Raw genomic sequence first — 21,350 nt, forward strand, 5'->3', positions numbered from 1 at the left:
GCGTGGTTTAGCCTGTCAGCGCAGCGATCAGCGGGTCGCTGAGGCTCAGCCCGTAAAGGCCGATCATGCCCAGTACGCCGGCGGCAATAATGTAGTAAAGCGTGGGCAGCAGGGTTTTGCGAATGGTCGTCCCTTCGCGCCCCAGCAGCCCGACGGTGGCCGACGCCGCCACGACGTTGTGGATGGCAATCATGTTGCCCGCCGCCGCGCCAACGGCCTGCAGCGCTACCATCAAGGCGGTGGAAACGCCCAGCTGGCTGGCCACGTTGAATTGGAAGTCCGACAGCATCAGATTGGAAACGGTGTTGGAGCCGGCAATAAAGGCGCCCAACGCACCCACGGCAGGCGCGAAGAGGGGGTAAACATCGCCCACGCTTGCCGCCACAAACTGCGCCATGGCGACCGGCATGGACACAAGGTCCGAGCCGTTGACGCCGGAGTTGATCAGGATGCGGACCATGGGAATGGTAAAGATCAGCACAAAGCCGGCGCCAAAAATCGTGCGCGAGGAATCACCAAACGCGGCTTTTAGCTCGCCGGGCTTCATGCGGTGCAATAGAGCTGTCACCAGCACCACCAGCAGCAGAATGCCGCCGGGCAGGTAAAGCGGCTGAATGCTGCCGCCAATGCCTTCGCCGAGAATGTCATTCCAACCGAATGCAAATGCCGTCAGCGCGTTTTTCAGCGGCTCAATGGTGCGTGACGCCACCAGAAAAACGGCCAGCAGCACATAGGGCACCCAGCCCATCCAGGTGGAAATGGGCGCTTTGCCGGCGATGTCGTCCATCTTGAGTTCAAGCTTACCGACCCAGCTATTCGGCCAGTCGCTTGCCGGCGGAAAGTCCCAGGTATCCTTGGGCAGCAAAAAGCCGCGCCGCGCTGCCGGTACCACAACGGCAAGGCCGACCATGGCGCCAATCATCGACGGGAACTCGGGCCCCAACAGCACGCCGGCCATCATGTACGGCACCACGAAGGCAGCGCCGGCAAACAGCGCAAAAGGCGTAATCGACAGGCCTTCTTTCCAGGAACGGTTGGCACCGAAGAAGCGCACCATGATCACTACCATGATCAGCGGCATTAAAATCCCGACGATGCCGTGAACAATCGCGACTTCGCTGGTGATCAGGCGGAAATACTCCAGCCAGGTCGCGTCGCCGGCCTGCAGCTGCTCGGTGATGCCGGCGCGATCAAGCCCGCCGGAAACGCCCACCACGATGGGCGTGCCCACCGCGCCGAATGACACCGGCGTTGACTGGATCATCATGCCCACCACCACCGCGGCAAGCGCCGGGAAGCCCAGTGCCACCAGCAGCGGGGCGGCCACGGCGGCCGGCGTCCCAAAGCCGGAGGCACCTTCAATAAAGCAGCCAAACAGCCAGGCCACGATAATCGCCTGCACGCGGCGGTCAGGACTGATGCCCGAAAATCCTTTGCGGATCGCGGTGATGCCGCCCGAGTGCTTGAGGGTGTTGAGCAGCAGGATGGCGCCAAAGATGATCCACAGAATCGAAACCGTGAGGATCAACCCCTGAAGCGTTGAGGCCGCAACGCGCGTTAGCGTCATGTCCCAGGCCATCAGCCCGATCAGTGCGGTAACGACGAAAACGATCGGCATGGCGGTTTTGGCCGCCAGGCGAAAGCCGATCAGGAGTACGCCGGCAAGCACCAGCGGCACAAAAGCCAAAAGCGCAAGTGTGGTGTCATTCATGTCAGGAACGCCCCTTGTTATTGTATGTGTTCCGGTGTGATGGCAGCCGCATGGCTCGCGTCTGTGTCAGGAAAGATACGAAGAGCGCCGGCGAATGGCTACTCCTGGAAATTGGTAAGACCAAAATTTTATCGTGTAAAAGGCCGTTTTATACGACGTTAAATATTGTTAGACGGTTGTTTTTAAAAGGAACTAATGATGATTTCGACGGCTGAGCCACGTTACAAAGTCTTAGACTAATAGACAGTGTCAGAGGGCTGGCGATAAAAAGTCACGCGGAAAAATGCGGCGCAAGGCGTCATGGAAGCGGGGGGTAAAGCGTGATGGCACACACTAGGCGGCAGTGGCCGCAGCGGCGGGGATGTAGCGGGCGTGGGTAAGCTGGCAGGCAACAGAGACCTGACGGGGTCGATAACTCGGGCTATCTTTATGCAGGCGTACGGCGCCGGTATTTGGCGTTAGCGTGGTAAAGCGCTTGGTATCATTGTTGTTAATTTATGAGTTTTTTGTATACAAAGCGTAGGGCTGCTGAGAACAGCGCGACGGCATGCCGCCGCCGCGCCGGTGCGTGCCGGACGTTATGCGTTGTCTTCGGCGCGCATCCGCAGACGGAAGCGCGCGATGTTGATGATCTGCTCGATCGCCGTGCGGCGTTCTTCGGCCTGGTCGTTTTCAAGGCGTGTCTCGAACGCCGCCAGGATGGCGTGACGGTCAAGACCTTTCACTGCAATCACGAAAGGAATGCCGAATTTTTCCTTGTAGGCGTTATTGAGCTTTTCAAAGCGTGCGTACTCTTCCTCGGTGCACTGGTCGAGACCGGCGCCGGCCTGTTCGCGAGTGGAGTCATCGGTCAGGGCGCCGGACTTGGCGGCCTTTCCAGCCAGATCCGGGTGAGCACGAATCACGGCAATCTGCTGTTCGGCCGATGCCTTTTGCAGCATTGCACCCATAAGATCGGCAAGCGCTTCCGGTATGTCGTGCTTTTCGCTGACACCGGTTTCAAAGGCATCTTCCGCCACCCAGGGCGAGTGCTCGTAAACGTCACCGTACTGGGCAACGAACGCTTCGCGGGAAAGCGTGCTGGGGCACGGCGTAAGGGTCAGGGTGCTTGCATTGGACGTCATAATGGCTCCATTATTGTCGTGAATTAACGTCAATACTGTATACAATAAAGATGGCTAGCGGTACTCTAAAGTGCCATGCGGCATTCGCGTGCTGCTGCGTATCCAACAATAATCTGTCGATGAAATGAGGAGCCACCATGGGCTATTTAACGACCCACGTGCTGGACACAGCACAAGGCCGTCCGGGTCAGGACATCAAGATCGAAGTGATTCGCATCAATGGTAGCGAGCGTCAGGTTATCAAGACCGTGACTACCAATGATGACGGCCGCTGTGATTCGCCGATTCTTGAAGGCGATGATTTTGTGACCGGTGAATACGAGCTGGTGTTCCACGCCGGCGATTACCTGCGTGCTCAGGGCTTCAAGGCTGACGAACCGCGTTTTCTTGACGTGATTCCGCTGCGCTTTGGCGTGTCTGACGCAAGCGAACACTACCATGTACCGCTGTTGGTTTCTCCCTACAGCTACTCTACCTATCGCGGTAGCTAATCAGCGGAGGCAACCATCATGCAAGCGTACCTTATCGATTTTGCTAACCTGCTGCTGCGCTGGCTGCACGTTATCGCCGCTATCTCATGGATTGGCGAATCCATTTATTTCGTGATGCTGGACAACGGTCTGCGTAAGCCCAAGGCTGAGGAAGACCGTGAGAAAGGCGTGTTCGGCGAAATGTGGGCGGTTCACGGCGGTGGTTTCTACCACAACCAGAAATACGCCACGGCACCGGAAAAGTTGCCGGCGGATCTGCACTGGTCGTTCTGGAAGGCCTATACCACCTGGCTGACCGGTTTTGGTCTGTTCGTCCTGCTTTATATGACCAACCCGAGTTTCTACCTGGTCAACCCGAATAGCGACTGGTCCTGGGCTGCCGATATGACCGGCTGGCAGGCCAACGTTGTGGCGCTGCTGTTCTTGCTGGGCGGCTGGGTCGTCTACAACGAGCTGTGCAAGCGTATCAGCCCCAACATGACCCGCGACGGCATCTTGAGTGTTGCGGTAGCGATCATGATGATCGTGGTATCGTACCTGAGCACGCACATCTTCTCCGGGCGTGCAGCATTTCTGCTCACCGGTGCGGTCATGGCCACGGCGATGTCGGCCAACGTTTTCTTCTGGATCATTCCCGGCCAGCGCCGCATGGTCAAGGCGATGAAAGCGGGCGAGACGCCCAATCCGCTTGACGGCAAGCGTGGCAAACAGCGTTCGGTGCACAACACCTACTTCACGCTGCCGGTTGTACTGCTGATGGTCAGCAACCACTATTCCTTCGTCTTCTCTCAGGAGTTGGCCTGGGTGATGATGGTGCTGTTCATCTTCGCCGGTGCAGTGATTCGTCAGTTCTTCGTGCTGATGCACGGCGGCAGCAAGCAGCCAGGCTATCTTGTAGCAGGTGCCGTGCTTATTCTGGCCGCTATCTGGCTGGGCGCGCCGAGTGCGAGCGTTGAAGAAGAAAGCGAAGCCGTGGCCAACATGGACGCCACGGGCAAAGCTGAAGTCACGGCGCTGGTGGAAACGCACTGTACTCAGTGCCACGCGCAGGAGCCGACGCATCCGGGCTTCTCCGCGCCGCCGGCCGGCTATGCCTTTGATGACTGGGACGTTGTGCTCAACCACAAGGACAAGATCCAGGAAGTCGTCAAAAGCGGCTACATGCCGCTGGGTAACACCACGGGTATGACTCAGGAACAGCGCGACGTGATCGCCGCCTGGGAAGAATAACCGGCGCTCTACCCCGGCAGTTTCTGCCATCCCCTGGCGCGCGGCCGTTCGGCCGCGCGCTTCCCTCCCTACCGAACAACGAGTGTGTGTTATGTCGCAACGTGACTATCCGCGTGACCTGATTGGCTATGGCAAAAATCCGCCCCAGGCCAACTGGCCGGGCAAAGCCAAAATCGCCGTACAGTTTGTGCTTAACTACGAAGAAGGCGCAGAAAACAACGTACTCCACGGCGATGAAGGGTCGGAGCAGTTCCTGTCTGAAATGGTCGGCGCGGCGTCGTTTCCCGACCGCCACCTGAGCATGGAATCCATCTACGAGTACGGCTCGCGGGCGGGCGTATGGCGTTTTCTGCGTGAGTTTGAAAAGCGCGGCCTGCCGCTGACCGTATTCGGCGTAGCGATGGCGCTTGAGCGTAACCCGGATGTAGCGCAGGCGTTCAAGGATCTGGGTCACGAAGTGGCGTGCCACGGCTACCGCTGGATCAACTATCAGGAAGTGCCCGAGGACGTTGAGCGCGAGCACATGAAGAAAGCCATGGAGATTTTCCAGCGGCTTTACGGCGAGAAGCCCGACGGCTTGTATATCGGCCGCGACAGCCCCAACACGCGTCGTCTGGCGCAGGACGAGGGCGGCTTTACATACGATAGCGACTACTACGGCGATGACCTGCCGTTCTGGGTCCGCGAAGCCGACAGCCAAGGTGAAGAGCATGACCAGCTGGTCTTGCCTTACACCATGGACACCAACGACATGCGCTTTGCTTCCCCCGGTGGTTTCAATACCGGCGAGCATTTTTTCACCTACCTGCGCGATGCGTTTGACGTGCTCTACGCCGAAGGCGAAGAAACGCCCAAGATGCTCACGATCGGCATGCACTGCCGGATGCTGGGTCGGCCGGGCCGTTTCCGCGCCCTGCAGCGCTTCCTCGACTACATCGAGTCGCACGATGACGTCTGGGTCGCGCGCCGCGTGGATATCGCGCGCCACTGGGCCAAGGAACACCCCGCGCCCGGCCGTTAATGGTCGTCACTAATACTAATAAAGGAGCCTGAGTATGAGCCATACCTATTACGCACCCCATGGCGGGCATCCGCCGCAGACGCAGCTGACGTCTGACCGTGCCGTTTTCACCGAAGCCTATGCGGTGATTCCCAAAGGCGTGATGCGCGACATCGTCACCAGCAACCTGCCGTTCTGGAATGACACGCGTCTGTGGGTACTGGCGCGTCCGCTGACCGGCTTCGCCGAGACGTTTTCCCAGTACATCATGGAAGTTCTGCCCGGCGGCGGCAGCGACAAGCCCGAGCTCGACCCCCAGGCCGAAGGCGTGCTGTTTGTCGTTGAAGGCGAAATGACGCTGACCCTGGAAGGTCAGACGCACGCCATGAAAACCGGCGGCTACGCGTTTATTCCGCCGGGCAGCAACTGGCAGCTGCACAACGAGTCCAGCGAACCAGTACGCTTCCACTGGGTGCGCAAGGCCTATGAGTTTGTCGAAGGCATCGACGTGCCCGAAGCGTTCGTCACCAACGACAACGACCTGGCGCCGACTGAAATGCCGGACACCGATGGCCGCTGGGCCACCACGCGCTTTGCCGATCCGTCCGATGTGCGTCACGACATGCACGTCAACATCGTGACCTTCCAGCCGGGCGCGTCGATTCCGTTTGACGAAACCCACATCATGGAACACGGCCTTTACGTGCTCGAAGGCAAGGCGGTTTACCACCTCAACCAGAACTGGGTTGAAGTGGAAGCCGGCGACTTCATGTGGCTGCGCTCCTTCTGCCCGCAGGCCTGCTATGCCGGCGGTCCGGGGCCGTTCCGCTACCTGCTGTACAAGGACGTCAACCGCCATCCCAAGCTCAAGATCAATGCCCTGTAAGGCGTAACGTCAAGGAGACACCATGTTGGAACTCAACGCAGAGCCGCTGACGGCTGAAGCCTTTGCGCCCTTTGGCGACGTGATTGATGCGCGCACCTCGGACTCGTTTCCGATCAACTCTGGCCGCACACAGCGCCATCATGATCTGGCGAAAGTAGACACGCTGGGTGAAAACGCGCATACGCTGGTGAGCATTTTTGTCAGCCAGCCGATCACAACGCCGCTTGAGCTGACGTTTCTCGAGCGTCACCCGCAGGGCAGTCAGGCGTTCATGCCGCTGCATGAAGAGCGCTTCATCGTGGTGGTAGCGCCGGCCGGTGAAACCATCGATTCGGGCGACGTACGTGCGTTTGTCACCGACGGTCGTCAGGGCGTGAACTACGGCGCCGGCGTTTGGCATGCGATTCAATCGGTGCTCGAGCGTGAAGGCGAGTTTCTGGTGGTTGATCGCGGCGGTGACGGCAACAACTGCGACGAACACCCGCTGGATCTGCGCATTACGCTGAAAGACTAACGTACTGCCAAAGACTCGCGTACGGTCAAAGACCGAGACGCTTGCAAGGCAGCGAGTCCTGATAGCGTATCGCATGATGGTTGCTTAATACGCTATCTCGTTACCTGGCCGCACTGACACCGACGCTTGTGGCACCGCGTCGATATCGTGCGGCTTCGTTGTGTCTGTCCACCCGTTTTTTATAAGGAAACCGCCATGACGCTGACCCGTCGCCGCCTGCTGTATGCTGCGCTTACGTTGCCGGCCGCCGCCCTTATGCCCACCTCATGGCTTTGGGCACAGACGCCACAAGCCAATGATCGCCGTACGGCGGTAATCCACACAGCCCAAGGGCCGCACCGGCTAAGCGTCGAGGTGGCGAAAACGCCGGCCCAGCGCGCGCAGGGGTTGATGGGGCGCCGGCAGCTCGGCGCCGAACATGGCATGCTGTTCGTCTACACTCGTCTCCAGCGAGCGCGCAGCGCCTTCTGGATGTATCGCACCCTGATACCGCTAGATATCGCCTTTATTGATGGCGACGGGCGCATTGTCAGCCTGCAAACCATGCCGCCTTGCGCGTCGGACGATTCAGCGCAGTGCCCCACCTACTCGCCGGGCAGCGCCTATCACGCCGCGCTTGAGGTTAACGCCGGCTACTTCGCTGAACGGGGTATTAGCGAGGGCGACTGCGTTTCGGCACCGATGCTTTCCGGGAAGTGCCCGACGGAATAACGCCGTTACGTCGTTATACATTAGCCTTGACTTAAGCGCTTAAACGCATCCTCAACGCCTGGATCGGCTATGCTGCGTGAGTGAGATCGCGGGTAAGGTGGCTCATAGACGCAAGTCATTGAGATAAAAGCCTAAGCGGAAAGTCTAAGAAAATAGCGATGTGTCGTATTAACGCTTGTAATAGACTGCCCGGCACCCTATTTTGCAGATAGCTGACTGCGACGAACTGACAGCACGACGATAATTTATAACACCAGAGAATCAAGGGGATTGTTCATGAAGCGTCATGTATTTTCTACTGTCGCCTTCTCCGGCGCGTTGCTGGCGGCGGCGACTTTTGCCTCGCCTGCCGTGGCCGAAGAAGTCAACTACGTCACCATCGGTACCGGTGGTCAGACCGGGGTTTACTATGTGGTAGGGCAGTCCGTCTGCCGTCTGGTCAACAAGAACAGCGAAGAGCAGAACATTCGCTGTAACGCGCCGTCTACCGGCGGCTCGGTGGCCAACATCAACGGTATCAAGTCCGGCGAGCTGGACATGGGCGTGGTGCAGTCCGACGTGCAGTACCAGGCCTACAACGGCACGGGTAATTTTGAAGACGACGCCTACGACGACCTGCGCGCGGTGTTCCGCATCCACGGCGAGCCGCTGACGCTGCTGGCGCGCGCGGATGCCGACATCGAAACGCTGGATGATCTGGAAGGCAAGCGCGTCAACATCGGTAACCCGGGCTCTGGCCAGCGCAACACCATGGAAGTGGTCATGGATGCCAAGGGCTGGGACAAGGACACTTTCTCGCTGGCTTCTCAGCTCGACGCCGCGGAAATGGCCTCGGCGCTGGCGGATAACAACATTGACGCCATGACCTACGTGGTCGGCCACCCCAATGGCGCGATTCAGGAAGCCACCACGACCGTTGATGCGAATCTGATCCCGCTCAACGACGAAGATATTCAGGGCATCGTCGCTGAATATCCCTACTACTCCAAGTCGGTTATCCCGGGCGGGCTGTACAAGAACAACCCTGATGACGTGGAAACCTTTGGCGTCGCCGCGACCTTCGTGACCACGGCAGATACCGACGATGAAGTCGTTTATCAGACCGTCAAAGCGGTATTTGACAACTTTGATCGCTTCAAGCGCCTGCACCCGGCGTTTGAAAACCTCGATCCCGAGGACATGGTCACCAGCGGTCTTTCCGCACCGCTGCACGACGGTGCTGCCCGCTACTACCGCGAGCAGGGCTGGATCGAGTAAGCCAGAAAGCGGAGCATATCATCGCTTTTTGTACGTGATGCGCGCGGCTCCTGAGGGGGCCGCGCGCTGCGTTCAGGCAGTGTATGGCAGACCCGAGTATCAGAGGCGGGTAGCGAAATTGTGCCATGCGCGTGCGAGCCGACTATGCTGATCGATGAAGGAAGGCTGATAAAGCAATGATTGCAGATGCGGCCAAGGGCGACGAAAATCGCCTTCCACGCGCTCAGGGGTGCCGCTTGCGTCCTTCTGGTATTGCGCTTTGTTATCCATTTTTGTGCAGGGCTTGCTTATGACAGAGCACAGCAAAAAAGCGCCGGAATCGAATGCCCCACCCGGCGGGGCCGACGCGCCTCACGCCGAGCTCGACGATATGGTCGCGTCGACCGATTCGGGGGCGCGCAAACCCAAGGGCATGCCAGGAAAACTGCTGGTCAGTATTGCTGCCGTCTGGTCGCTGTTTCAGCTGTGGATCGCCTCTCCCTTGCCGTTTATCTTTGGCGTTGGCGTGTTCAATGCCACCGAGGCTCGCTCGATCCACCTGGCGTTTGCTCTGTTTCTGGCCTACATGGCCTATCCGGCGCTGAAGCGCTCGCCGCGTGATCATATCCCCGTGCAGGACTGGATCCTGGCCGGGCTGGCGGCCTTCTGCGGCGCCTATATGTTTTTGTTCTACGAATCTCTTGCCCAACGCCCCGGCGCGCCGCTGTTACAAGACGTGGTGGTAGGGGTGATGGGTATTTTGTTGCTGCTGGAAGCCACACGCCGCGCGCTGGGGCCACCGTTGATGATTGTGGCCACGGTGTTTCTGGTGTATTCGCTCGCCGGCCCGTGGATGCCGGGTATTCTCGCCCACGGCGGCGTCAGCCCGTTTGGCCTGATTAATCACCAGTGGCTGACGACCCAGGGCGTATTTGGTATCGCGCTGGGCGTCTCGACCAGCTTTGTCTTCCTGTTTGTACTGTTTGGCGCACTGTTGGATAAGGCCGGCGCGGGCAACTATTTCATCAAGGTCGCTTTTTCCCTGCTGGGGCACTACAAGGGCGGCCCCGCCAAGGCGGCGGTAGTGGCGTCGGGCATGACCGGACTGATTTCCGGCTCGTCGATTGCCAATACCGTGACCACCGGTACCTTTACCATTCCGATGATGAAGCGGGTCGGTTTTCCTGCCGAAAAAGCCGGTGCGGTTGAGGTGGCCTCGTCGGTTAACGGGCAGATCATGCCGCCGGTGATGGGCGCGGCGGCGTTTTTGATGGTGGAATACGTGGGCATTTCCTACGTGGAAGTGATCAAGCACGCGTTTTTGCCGGCGCTTATTTCTTATATCGCGCTGATTTATATCGTTCACCTTGAAGCGCTTAAAGCCGGCATGGAGGGGCTTAAAAGCACCAATCCGCCCAAGCCGCTGGTGCGCAAGGTGATCGGGTTTCTGGGCGGACTGCTGTTAATGATGGCAACGGCGCTGGGCGTGTACTACGGCCTGGGCTGGCTGAAACCCGTGCTGGGGGCCTCCGCTCCCTGGGTGATTGCGGCGGGCCTGGTGGTGGTGTATCTGGCCCTGCTGAAAGTGGCGGCGAGCTACCCCGAGCTTGAGCTTGACGACCCGGACGAGCCGATTTTCGAGCTGCCGCAAACGCGCCCCACGGTGATGGTCGGGCTGCAGTATATTCTGCCGGTGATCGTGCTGATCTGGTGCCTGATGGTCGAACGCCTGTCGCCCGGACTATCGGCGTTCTGGGCGACGGTGTTCATGGTCTTCATCATGCTGAGCCAGCGTCCGATTCTTGCCGTCTTGCGCGGTAAAAGTGACCTTCGCGCCGATTTGCGTGAAGGCGCGCTGGACCTCTGGAGTGGCCTTGTCACCGGGGCGCGCAACATGATCGGTATCGGCATTGCCACGGCAACGGCGGGGATTATCGTCGGTGCGGTGTCACAAACCGGTGTCGGGCTGGTGCTGGCCGAGGTGGTGGAAACCATCGCCATGGGCAATCTGCTGCTGATCCTGTTCTTTACCGCCGTGCTCAGTCTGATACTGGGCATGGGCCTGCCGACAACGGCCAACTACATCGTGGTATCGGCGCTGCTGGCACCGGTGATTATTCAGCTGGGCCAGCAAAATGGCCTGCTGGTGCCGCTGATTGCCGTGCACCTGTTCGTGTTTTACTTCGGCATCATGGCCGACGTGACCCCGCCCGTGGGGCTGGCGTCGTTTGCCGCGGCGGCGATTTCCGGAGGCGACCCCATACGCACCGGTTTCCAGGCGTTTTACTACAGCCTGCGTACCGCCGCGCTGCCGTTTCTGTTCATCTTCAACACCGACCTGCTGTTGATCGACGTCAGTCCGCTGCAGGGGGTGCTGATCTTTATCGTGGCGACCGTCGCCATGCTGATCTTCGCCGCCGCGACCCAGGGCTACATGCTGACGCGCAGCCGCTGGTATGAGTCCGCACTGCTGCTGCTGGTGGCCTTTACCCTGTTTCGCCCCGGCTTCTGGATGGATCAGCTGCACGATCCTTACCGCGACATCCCCCCGACGCAGTTTGTCGAAGCGCTGGGCGATGTGGATGCCGATACCACGCTGCGCCTGCAGATCAGCGGGCTCGACGCCTACGGCGAACCGATGACCACCTACATGACGCTGCCGGTGCCCGACGGCGACAGCGGTCAGGAGCGGCTCGACAATCTGGGTATTGAGCTGTTGGTGGATGACGGTAAAGCCGTGGTGGACATGGTCACCTACGGCAGTCAGGCCGCCGAGATGGGCTTTGATTTTGATCAGGAAATCATTCAGGTGCAGGCGCCGGTAGACCGCTGGACCAAAGAGTGGATGTGGCTGCCCGCACTGGGCGTTTTCGGGCTTGTGGTGGCGCTGCAGCGCCGTCGTCGCCGTCGTGAAAAAGCGCCCGTGGCGGCGGCATAGAGGAGAGGCTCATGTACCGTAAAATTCTGCTGCCCGTGGATATCAACGAAGAAGCCTCGTGGAAAAAGGCACTGCCCACGGCAATCACGCTGTGCCAGACGTTTGACGCCTCGCTTCACGTGGTTACCGTGCTGCCGGATGTCAAGATGCCGCTGGTGGGTGCCTACTTTCCCAAAAACTTCTCCCAGGAAGCGCACGCCGCGGTGGCCGAGGCCCAGCGCGACTTCATCAGCGATAACATTCCCGATGAGATCCAGACCCAGAGCGTGATCGTTGACGGCTCGCCGTGGGAGGCGATTATCAACGTGGGCAAGCAGCTGGATATCGACCTGATCGTCATGGCCTCGCACACCAAGCGCAAGTTTGTCGATTATGTGCTCGGGCCAAACGCCGAGCACGTGGTGCATCACGCCAAAATGTCGGTGATGATTGTGCGCTAGGATGATCGTGGGCTAGCGAGTATCAGGGAGGTATGTGGAAGAGCCGGGCAGCATCGCCCGGCTCTTCGACGTTTGGATGATTTTACCCGGGCGCGGATTGGCCAACACTGGGCAGGCAGTGAACAATCCTCAGCAGCTAAGAACAACATGCAGGAGCCACGCCATGATCTATGCCAACCCCGGCGACGCCGATTCCCTGATCACGTTCGACAAGCGCTACGGCAACTACATTGGCGGCGAGTTTGTGCCGCCGGTTAACGGCGAGTATTTCGATAACGTCAGCCCGATTAACGGCGAGGTGTTCTGCGAAATCCCCCGCTCGACCGCCGAAGATATCGACAAGGCGCTGGACGCTGCCCACCACGCCGCTCCCGAGTGGGGTAAAGCCTCGCCGCAGGAGCGCGGCAACGTGCTGCTGAAAATCGCCGATCGTATCGAGCAGCACCTCGAAAAACTCGCCGTGGCGGAAACCTGGGATAACGGCAAGGCCGTGCGCGAGTGCCTCAACGCCGACCTGCCGCTGGCGGTGGATCACTTTCGCTACTTTGCCGGCTGCATTCGCGCGCAGGAGGGCGCCGCGGCAGATATCGATGCCAACACCGTGGCCTACCATTTCCACGAACCGCTGGGCGTGGTGGGTCAGATTATCCCGTGGAACTTCCCGCTGCTGATGGCGACGTGGAAGCTGGCGCCGGCGCTGGCGGCCGGCAACTGCGTAGTGCTCAAGCCCGCCGAACAAACGCCGGCCTCGATTCTGGAGCTGATGAAGCTGATCGGTGATTTACTGCCGCCGGGTGTGATCAATATCGTCAACGGTTTTGGCGAAGAGGCAGGCCAGGCGCTGGCGAGCAGCCCGCGGATTGCCAAGATCGCCTTTACCGGCTCCACGCCGGTGGGCTCGCATATCCTTGAATGCGCGGCGAAAAACATCATTCCTTCCACCGTAGAGCTGGGGGGTAAATCGCCCAACGTCTATTTTGCCGACATCATGAACGCCGAGCCGGAGTTTATTGATAAAGCCGTGGAAGGGCTGGTGCTGGCCTTTTTGAATCAGGGCGAGGTGTGTACCTGCCCGTCGCGCGCGCTGGTGCAGGAAAGCATGTACGACGACTTTATGGCCAAGGTGGTCGAGCGCACGCAAACCATCAATCGCGGCAACCCGCTGGATACTGACGTGCAGGTGGGCGCGCAGGTGTCTCGGGAGCAGTACGATAAAATCATGTCGTACATGGACGTCGCCCGGGATGAAGGCGCCGAGTTTCTGACCGGCGGTGACAAGGAAACCCTCGATGAAAGCCTCAATCAGGGCTACTACATTCAGGCCACGCTGCTGAAAGGCTCCAACAAAATGCGCGTCTTTCAGGAGGAAATTTTCGGCCCGGTGGTGGCGGTGACTACGTTCAAGGACGAAGCCGAGGCGCTCGCAATTGCCAACGACACCGCGTTCGGTCTGGGCGCCGGGGTATGGAGCCGCGATATCAACGTCGCGTTTCGCATGGGGCGCGGTATTCAGGCCGGGCGCGTATGGACCAACTGCTATCATCAGTATCCGGCACACGCCGCCTTTGGCGGCTATAAAAAATCCGGCGTGGGCCGCGAGACCCACAAAATGGCGCTTGAGCACTACCAGCAGACCAAAAACCTGCTGGTTAGCTACGACATCAACCCCATGGGCTTCTTTTAACCCGATTCCTGCCAGCGCCGCGCTATCTGCGCGGCGCGTTCAAGGCTTGAGGCCATTGCCAGTTTACCTACCTCGCGATAGATCCCCGCGCGTTTGAGCTTTAGCCGTAGCCGCGCGGGCAGACCGATGAAAATCACCCCGATATGCTGCTCGGCCAGTTCGTGGCGAAGCCCGTCGAGTGCCACCGTGGCGGTCGCGTCGAGGCTGGGCACGGCGTGCATGTCGAGCAGCACCGTTTTAACCTCGGGGTCCACCGTGCGCAGCGTAGCGATGGCCTTTTCTGCGGCGCCAAAGAATAAAGGGCCGCTGATCCGGTAAAGTGCCGTGCCGCTGGGCATCTCGACGCTGGAGGCCGGTGGGTCGGGTAGACGTTCGGTCGCGGTGAGCTGTGCCATGCGGCGAATAAATAGCGCAGCGGCCAGGCTAATGCCTACGGCGACGGCAATGACCATATCGAAGGCGACCGTTAGTACAAAGCAGATCACCAGCACCCCGACATCGCTTGCGGTGGCGCTCTTTAGCGTATGGACAAAGCTTTTTGCTTCGCTCATGTTCCACGCGATAATCAACAGCAAGGCGGCAAGCGCGGCCATGGGGACGCGGCCGAGAATGCCCGCCAGCGCCACCACGGCCAGCAGTACCAGTAGCGAGTGAACGACCGCCGAAATGGGCGAAAAGGCACCGCTTTTGATATTGGTCGCGGTACGCGCCAGCGCCGCGGTCGCAGTGATGCCGCCAAAAAACGGCACCACGATATTGCCGATGCCCTGGCCGATCAGCTCGGCATTGGGGTCATGGCGTGTGCGGGTGAGGCCGTCGGCAACCACCGCGCAAAGCAGTGATTCAATCGCCGCCAGCAGCGAAATCGCAAGCGCTGGCCCCAAAAGCGCCTGAATTAAGGCAAAGTTAAGCGTCAGCGGCTCGCCGTTAGCGCCGGGGAAATGCCACGGTGCGCTAAAGCTGGGCGCCAGCGGCGGTATGCCGCTGCCGCTCTGGCCGTCGATCGTCCAGTGAAAGCGCGAGGCAATGGTGTCGACCTCGACACCCAGCATGGCCATCAATATGGCTGCCAGCGTGCCCACGGCAAGCCCTGCAAGCGGTGCGGGAACGGGCGTTTTAAGGCGCGGCCAAAGCAGCAGCGTGGCAAGCGTAATAACGCCGATGGCGAGCTCTGCCGGGGCGAGGTCAGGCAGTGCCCGGGTAATGAGCCAAGCGTTTTCCACGGTGCTGTCGCCGAGCTCAAGGTCGGAAAGGCCAAAAAAATCGGGCAGCTGTAACAGCGCGATCACCGTGCCGATGCCCGCGGTAAAGCCGAGTACGACCGGGTAGGGTACGTACTGAATTAGGCTGCCCAGCCGTGCCAGCCCTAGCGCCAGAAGAATCATGCCGGCCATCAAGGTGGCAATTAGCAGCCCTCCGATCCCGTAGTTGGCCACAATGGGGAAGAGGATCACCACGAAAGCGGCCGTCGGCCCGGAAATGTTGAACCGCGAGCCGCCGGTCAGCGCGATAACGATGCCGGCCACAATGGCCGTATACAGCCCGTGCTGGGGCGCCACACCGGTCGCAATGGCCAGCGCCATGGAAAGTGGTACTGCGACGACACCGATGGTCAGGCCGGCCATAATGTCGCTTTTTAAGCGGGCCCGGGAATAGCCCGCTTGCCAAGTGCTAAGTAGGGCGCTGCCGGGGTAGGGAAAAGCGGTATGGGAGGAGCGCTGCTGACGCGACATGATGACTCCAGGAAAGGTAGGCTGAGCAAAAGGGCATGGCGCTAAATCATGCCGTGCCTTGACTCCTCAACGCATTATACCAGCTGCCGCCTTGTACCGAGTGTGATTTCCGGGAGCGAATCCTGTGTTAGCAAAACGCCCGGCTAAGCCGGGCGTGATATGTGCGGAGCGGAAGGGGAGACGCGCGTTTACTCGGCGGCCTTGCCTTTCCCGGGAGCACCTTGCTTGCCTTGATGTTGGCTTTGCAGGTCGCGCATGGCCTGATTGAGCGACTGCTGCTGCTCATCGGTCAGGATTTCCTGCATGCGCTCACGATGTTCCTGGCGCAGCTTGTGCATTGCTTCGTAGTGCTCTTGCTGCGTGGCATTGAGCTCTTTCTGGGTCGCCTCGTCAATGCCGGCCTCTTCATACACGGCTTGGCGGCGTTCTTCCATGCGTGCCTTGAGCGCCGCGGGCATTTCGCCTTGAGCGTGTTTGGCGCTTGGCTTCGCGTCTGGTGCAGCCTGAGCGGCGAAGGCCAGCGGTATCAGCATGGCGGCGAGAAGGGCGGGGGCAAAACTTTTGCGTAACGGCATCAGCGATTTCATCGTGAACTCCTGCTGGATTGTGACCTCAAGGATTGCGCACCCTAGTGCAAGCCTCTTGCAGTGAGTGTGTAACAAACGTGATCTTATCGCGGCGTTGCGCTTTATTCATCCGGCTGGTATTTGTAGCCGACGCCGTAAACCGAGCGAATGATCTCGCGGTCGGGCAGTGCTTCGTTGATTTTCTTGCGCAGTTTCTTGACGTGGCTGTCCACGGTGCGCTCCGACACAATGCGGTTGTCGCGGTACATGTGATCCATCAGCTGTTCGCGGCTGAAAATCCGCCCCGGCGCACGCATCATCACGCGCAGCAGCTGAAACTCAACGGCGGTAAGCCCCAGATCCTGGCCGTCGGCCATGGCCTGCCAGCCGTCTTCATTCAGATGCACCGGCGCGGCAGGATCGTCGGTCGGTGCGAGAGCGCCCTCGGCGGCCTGGCTGCGGCGTAGCACGGCCTTGACGCGGGCGACGACTTCGCGCGGGCTGAAGGGCTTGCAGATGTAGTCATCAGCGCCCAGCTCGAGCCCCAGCAGGCGGTCCACCTCTTCTACCTTGGCGGTTACCATGATGATGGCAATTTGCGGGTAGCGCTCGCGGATGCTGCGGCACAGTGTCAGGCCGTCCTGACCTGGCAGCATCAGGTCCAGCAGCATCAGTGCCGGCTGCTGCTCTTCAAGCCAGGGCATCACGGCGTTGCCGTCGTCAAGCGTGGTGACGTCAAACCCGTGGGTTTGTAAGTAGTCAGACATCAGACGGGCAATTTTGGGTTCGTCTTCAACAATCAGTAAAGAGGCATCAGTGGGCATAGGTCACTCACGGAGAAGTCAGGTGGGCGGCAACATCAGGTTGGCGATAACAAGGGAAAGCGCAGCGTCCAGCGCAGCCCGCCAAGCGGCGAAGCCGAGGCGTCTAAATGTCCGCCGTGGGCGTACACAAGGGCGCTGACAATAGAAAGCCCCAAGCCGCTGCCGCCGCTTGAGCGGTTGCGGGAGCCTTCCACGCGGTAAAGGCGTTCGGTCAGTCGGGCGAGCTCTTGCTCGGGCACGCCCGGCGCGCTGTCTTCCCAGATCAGCACGGCCTCGTCATGCTGGCGAGTGAGCGTCACGTGAAGCGTGCCCGGCTCGGTGGTGTAGGCGCAGCTGTTGTCCAGCAGATTGTGCCACAGCTGGCGCAGGCGTTGGGCATCGCCGTTTATGTAAAGCTCCGGCATCAGCGTGTCGGTCAGCGTGAACTGGGTGTCTTCAAGCCAGCGCCTGGCGTCGTTCAGGTGGTGTTGTAGACTGTCGCTCATATCAAGCGGCGCCAGCTGAATATCTAGCGCGCCGGCGTCGCTTTGCGACAGCAGGCGCAAATCTGTCACCAGGCGTTCAAGCTGGCTAACCTCTTGCGCCAGCGAGCCGAGGTTATCAACGTTGAGCGGGCGGATGCCGTCCTGCATGGCTTCGATCTCGCCGCGCAAAACGGCAAGCGGCGTGCGCAGTTCGTGCGCCGTATCCGAGACCCAGCGCGCGCGCGCGTCACGATTGGCTTCTAGCGTAGCGGCGAGGACGTTGAAGTCCCGCGCCAGTCCAGAGAGCTCGTCGCGACCACGCACGGGTAGACGAATGTGATAGTCGCCTTTTGTCAAGCGCAATGCCCCCGTGGCAAGCGTGCGGGCACGCCGGCCCAGCCACCACGACAGCCCGCCGGCCAGCAGCAGCGAGGCAATGCCCAGCGATATGATGATTAGCGAGAGATTGCTGCGCTGGCGGTCGAGAAAGCGGTTTTCCATGCGCTTGAGGATTTCCTGGGGCGGCCGGAAACCGAGCGAGCCGATTTCCTCCTCGCTGGCGATTAGCGGCATCCAGTGCCAGCTGGTGGGCGTATCCTCGGCGTGGCGGGGCGAGACAATAAAACGTCCGTCCGGCGCGCGCAGGGCAAAATCCTGAGCCTCGCCCAGCGGCGAGGGGCGTTCGTCGTCGCCGCGGCCAAGCTCGTGGTAGATGATGGTGGGCCAGCGCAGCGGGTCGTGTTCCAGCCAGTCCCAGTTCTGATGCTGCTGCCAGCGGGCGGTGAGACCCTCGGCCAGACGCATGGCGCGACGCTCTTGCGCCTGGTTCAGGTAATCCAGAAAACCACGATCAATGCTGTAAGAGACGGAAAGAAATACGGCGACGGAAATCGCCACGTTAATGCTCAGAATAATCGCGAAAAACTTAAAGCCTAGCCGTGACAGGCGGCGATAGCGCGCGCGGCGAAACGATATCCCCAAGGGAGACCCCAGTGTGGCAAAGAAAGCGGGCATAGGCAGTCAGCTAATGAATGCAAGGCGGCGGCGGTGAATAACAGTGGTGGAGTGGCAACGTAAACAGGCATAAAACATGAGCGCAACATGCTAGCATCCGGCGACGTTGCGCAGCGATTTAACGCTTGGGTGTAACGTTTGTGCAGTAAACACTGCTTGAGCAGTTACGCCGTATGAGAGCGTATCAAAAATAAGGACGTTTATTGTGGATAAAAAAATCATTGTTGTGGCCGGTGTGGTTGTCGTCGCCGGTGGCTTTATCGCTCACAGCATGGCGGGGAAATCCGTGGAAAAGCAGATTCAACAGAATCTGGCGGCGCTGGAGGCCGATCAGGATATTGCCGTCAGCAATGTGCAAACGCATAAAGGTTGGGGCAACACCTCGGTGACGGCAGATATAAAGGCGGTGGCAGAGCCCGGGCTTGGCGGCGAGTTGGCGATGGAAGTGGGGTATTTGTCCCGCGAGGCCGACGGCTTAATGACCTTCAACGGTGAAGTGCTGGAAGGCGTGGTGGATTTCACCACCGAGCTTGGCAACGGCAAGCGAAACTACACCTTTAGTGCCGATGAGCTCACCGCCGCAGAGTACGGCATGGTGTTTGAGCAAACAGAGGGCAACGGTTACGTTGACGCTGAACGAGAGCACTTCGCCCTTAATATGCTTACCCAGCGTATGGATCTTCAATATACCAGCAGCCACATGCAGATTAGCGGCCTGCAAACCGAGCTTGAGCACAATGTGGCGCCGCAAGACGGGGAGGGCCGCTCGCATGTCCGTTTTGCCGTAGAAGGTGCGGCGCTGACGGTGAACAGCCGCGGAGAGCCACTTGAGGCCGTACGCCTGGGTGAGTCCGAAATCCGCAATACGGCCACGCTTGACGGGGATACGCTGACCTCTCAGCTCTATTTTGCCGCTAGCGACGCCGTGTTCATGGGTAGCGAGCCGGGCCATGCTGAGCTTGATATCACCGCCGAAGGACTGAACTATGAGGCGTTTCAGGCCGTGTCTGAGGCGCTGGAGCAAAGCCTTGAGACCATCGATGATGAAGCAACGTTACCTGCACAGCGGCAACAAGCCCTGACCCACGATCTGCAGGAGACGCTGGTTGAGCAAGCCCACACGTTGCTTGCCCACTCCCCCTCGCTGCACCTCAATACGCTAACGATAGACGCAACGCTACCCATGATCGGCCGCGCGACGACCGATCTATCAGGCAGCCTGGCGTTTGACGGTGATGGGCTGCCGCAAGACGCGACCAATGCGCTGCTGGCAGATATCAATGCCGATATGCGCCGTACCGTTGTGGCAACACAGGGGCGCCCGGCGATGAGCGCCCGCGAGGCACAGGCTGAATTCGCGCCCCGCGTTAGCGCAGAGCTTACGGTGACCCAGCTGCCCGACACCATCGTGGGCGAGCTGCCGCCCGGGCTCCAGGCGCTGCTGGCCAACGGCGATGCGCCGCATACCTTTGCCTGGAAAAATAGCCAACCGCTTTACAACGGCGAGCCGCTGCAACAGGCGCTGCCACAGTAAGCGCGATAGGCTAGCGCAGGAGGAACAGATTTATGCCTGAGAGTATTCTAGTATTGCTGCTGGCATTAGGCGCCGGCGCGTCGATGCCGGTGGGGGCGCTGTTTGCCCGCTTTGACCAGCTACATCCGGCATGGCTGGGCAGCGAGTGGCGGCATTTTATCGTAGCCTTTGGCGGCGGCGCGCTGATCTCGGCGATTGCGCTGGTACTAGTGCCGGATGGCGTGGCCAAACTCTCGACGCCGGCGGCCGGGCTATGCTTTGCGGCCGGCGGGGTAACCTTTTTCCTGCTGGATATCGCCTTAAACCGGCTGCAAAGTGCCGCCGGACAGCTGGTCGCGATGCTTTCGGACTTTATTCCCGAGGCCATCGCACTCGGGGCTGCTTTTGCTGCAGGTGAAAACACCGGACTTTTGCTGGCATTTCTGATCACGCTGCAAAACCTGCCCGAGGGCTTTAACGCCTTTGAAGAGCTTGCCCGCTCGGGAAAGCTGGCGCAGGGCACTATTATTACGGCGTTTTGTGCTATGGCGCTGCTGGGGCCGGCGGCAGGTCTGGCCGGCTATTTTTGGCTGGGCCAGTATCCCACCGTTATGGGCGCGCTGATGCTGTTTGCCAGCGGCGGCATTTTGTACTTGGTGTTTGACGACATTGCCCCGCAGGCCAAGCTGGAGAATACGTGGATGCCTGCGCTAGGCGCAGTGGCGGGTTTTTTACTCGGGCTAATCGGCAGCATGCTCGCTGGCTAATGAGAAGGGGGTGGTAGTGCGAGAGGAGGGCCAGTGGATATCATAAGCGCAGGCTATGTGTGGCTGATGGTGGCGCTATTGCTGGCGCTTGCCGAGCTGGTGACGGGCAGTATGGTGCTGCTCGCGCTTGCCATTGCGGTATTGCTGACCGCCGGCGTGGCCGCTCTTGGCGCCCCGCTTGTGTGGCAGCTTGCCGCACTGGGTATGGCAAGCGCGGTGTGCGTGCCGCTGATGATTAAGGTGATTCGCCCGTGGTTTTCGCCGGCCGGCGTGAACTACGGCGTGGCCGGCACTGGGGCACAGCAAGGTCAGCGATTTTACATTGTGCACCGCGATTACGACGGCGCCAGCGGCATCAAAATAAAGGGCGACTTCTTTCGCGCCGAGTACGTGGATGCAGCGCCTGATGATGCGCCGGCCGAAGGAGAAAAAGTAGTGTTGGATCATTTTGACGGCACGCTGGCGCGGGTCATCAAACAGGGAAACTCGTCGTAGGCGAATCAA

General features: G+C 59.9%; 19 protein-coding genes. 13 read left to right on the forward strand and 6 right to left on the reverse strand.

The genetic code is table 11. The features are described 5' to 3' along the window. Window positions 1-7: 7 nt before the first annotated feature. Window positions 8-1,711, reverse strand: coding sequence for an L-lactate permease (locus B5495_RS11805; RefSeq protein ID WP_079553973.1), 1,704 nt, complete (start codon window positions 1,709-1,711; stop codon window positions 8-10). A 578-nt stretch (window positions 1,712-2,289) separates the two neighbouring features. Next, complete coding sequence (gene uraD, locus B5495_RS11810) at window positions 2,290-2,835, reverse strand: 2-oxo-4-hydroxy-4-carboxy-5-ureidoimidazoline decarboxylase (protein WP_079553975.1); 546 nt, start codon at window positions 2,833-2,835, stop codon at window positions 2,290-2,292. A gap of 137 nt (window positions 2,836-2,972) precedes the next feature. On the opposite strand from uraD, the gene uraH reads away from it, so the two are divergent. The 10 genes from uraH to exaC all read left to right on the forward strand — a co-directional run bounded on the left by uraH (window position 2,973) and on the right by exaC (window position 13,965). Then, window positions 2,973-3,326: a hydroxyisourate hydrolase gene (gene uraH / locus B5495_RS11815; RefSeq protein ID WP_079553977.1), complete on the forward strand. Its 354-nt coding sequence runs from the start codon at window positions 2,973-2,975 to the stop codon at window positions 3,324-3,326. An 18-nt stretch (window positions 3,327-3,344) separates the two neighbouring features. Then, window positions 3,345-4,556, forward strand: a complete 1,212-nt coding sequence (locus B5495_RS11820) for a urate hydroxylase PuuD (protein ID WP_079553979.1) — start codon at window positions 3,345-3,347, stop codon at window positions 4,554-4,556. A 91-nt stretch (window positions 4,557-4,647) separates the two neighbouring features. After that, window positions 4,648-5,577 carry an allantoinase PuuE gene (gene puuE / locus B5495_RS11825; RefSeq protein WP_079553981.1) on the forward strand — a complete coding sequence of 310 codons (930 nt, stop codon included), beginning with the start codon at window positions 4,648-4,650 and terminating at the stop codon, window positions 5,575-5,577. Window positions 5,578-5,611: 34 nt separating this feature from the next. Continuing rightward, window positions 5,612-6,442, forward strand: a complete 831-nt coding sequence (locus B5495_RS11830; RefSeq protein ID WP_079553983.1) for a bifunctional allantoicase/(S)-ureidoglycine aminohydrolase — start codon at window positions 5,612-5,614, stop codon at window positions 6,440-6,442. Window positions 6,443-6,464: 22 nt separating this feature from the next. Then, window positions 6,465-6,956, forward strand: coding sequence for an ureidoglycolate lyase (locus B5495_RS11835; protein WP_079553985.1), 492 nt, complete (start codon window positions 6,465-6,467; stop codon window positions 6,954-6,956). 195 nt (window positions 6,957-7,151) lie between these two features. Further along, complete coding sequence (locus B5495_RS11840; protein WP_079553987.1) at window positions 7,152-7,667, forward strand: DUF192 domain-containing protein; 516 nt, start codon at window positions 7,152-7,154, stop codon at window positions 7,665-7,667. A 276-nt stretch (window positions 7,668-7,943) separates the two neighbouring features. Then, the gene (locus tag B5495_RS11845; protein ID WP_079553989.1) at window positions 7,944-8,924 is read left to right on the forward strand and encodes a TAXI family TRAP transporter solute-binding subunit; all 981 of its coding nucleotides are present in this window, start codon (window positions 7,944-7,946) and stop codon (window positions 8,922-8,924) included. 289 nt (window positions 8,925-9,213) lie between these two features. Continuing rightward, complete coding sequence (locus B5495_RS11850) at window positions 9,214-11,841, forward strand: TRAP transporter permease (RefSeq protein WP_079555064.1); 2,628 nt, start codon at window positions 9,214-9,216, stop codon at window positions 11,839-11,841. An 11-nt stretch (window positions 11,842-11,852) separates the two neighbouring features. Next, on the forward strand, window positions 11,853-12,281 hold the full coding sequence (locus B5495_RS11855) for a universal stress protein (protein WP_079553991.1): 429 nt from the start codon (window positions 11,853-11,855) through the stop codon (window positions 12,279-12,281). Window positions 12,282-12,444: 163 nt separating this feature from the next. Continuing rightward, complete coding sequence (exaC, locus tag B5495_RS11860) at window positions 12,445-13,965, forward strand: acetaldehyde dehydrogenase ExaC (protein WP_079553993.1); 1,521 nt, start codon at window positions 12,445-12,447, stop codon at window positions 13,963-13,965. Here the strand turns inward: exaC and dauA are convergent. From dauA to B5495_RS11880, 4 genes are all read right to left on the reverse strand, one after another. Beyond that, the gene (gene dauA / locus B5495_RS11865) at window positions 13,962-15,698 is read right to left on the reverse strand and encodes a C4-dicarboxylic acid transporter DauA (protein WP_079553994.1); all 1,737 of its coding nucleotides are present in this window, start codon (window positions 15,696-15,698) and stop codon (window positions 13,962-13,964) included. The two genes, exaC and dauA, sit on opposite strands and share 4 nt — an antisense overlap. Before the next feature lie 188 nt (window positions 15,699-15,886). After that, window positions 15,887-16,285 carry a hypothetical protein gene (locus tag B5495_RS11870; protein WP_079553996.1) on the reverse strand — a complete coding sequence of 133 codons (399 nt, stop codon included), beginning with the start codon at window positions 16,283-16,285 and terminating at the stop codon, window positions 15,887-15,889. 101 nt (window positions 16,286-16,386) lie between these two features. Next, window positions 16,387-17,088, reverse strand: coding sequence for a response regulator (locus B5495_RS11875; RefSeq protein ID WP_079553997.1), 702 nt, complete (start codon window positions 17,086-17,088; stop codon window positions 16,387-16,389). 35 nt (window positions 17,089-17,123) lie between these two features. Continuing rightward, window positions 17,124-18,566 (reverse strand): ATP-binding protein, encoded by a 1,443-nt coding sequence (locus B5495_RS11880; protein WP_154045266.1) that lies wholly within the window; start codon window positions 18,564-18,566, stop codon window positions 17,124-17,126. Window positions 18,567-18,771: 205 nt separating this feature from the next. On the opposite strand from B5495_RS11880, the gene B5495_RS11885 reads away from it, so the two are divergent. From B5495_RS11885 to B5495_RS11895, 3 genes are read left to right on the forward strand one after another with little or no spacing between them, the layout of a single operon-like run. After that, window positions 18,772-20,100: a DUF945 family protein gene (locus B5495_RS11885; RefSeq protein WP_079553999.1), complete on the forward strand. Its 1,329-nt coding sequence runs from the start codon at window positions 18,772-18,774 to the stop codon at window positions 20,098-20,100. A gap of 32 nt (window positions 20,101-20,132) precedes the next feature. Then, a complete protein-coding gene (locus B5495_RS11890) occupies window positions 20,133-20,846 on the forward strand; it encodes a ZIP family metal transporter (RefSeq protein ID WP_079554001.1) in 714 nt (237 codons plus the stop codon). A gap of 33 nt (window positions 20,847-20,879) precedes the next feature. Further along, the gene (locus B5495_RS11895) at window positions 20,880-21,341 is read left to right on the forward strand and encodes a nodulation efficiency, NfeD-like protein (RefSeq protein ID WP_231897183.1); all 462 of its coding nucleotides are present in this window, start codon (window positions 20,880-20,882) and stop codon (window positions 21,339-21,341) included. The last annotated feature ends 9 nt before the right edge of the window (window positions 21,342-21,350 follow it).

Origin of the sequence: Vreelandella subglaciescola, assembly GCF_900142895.1 — a bacterium.
GTDB lineage: Bacteria > Pseudomonadota > Gammaproteobacteria > Pseudomonadales > Halomonadaceae > Vreelandella > Vreelandella subglaciescola.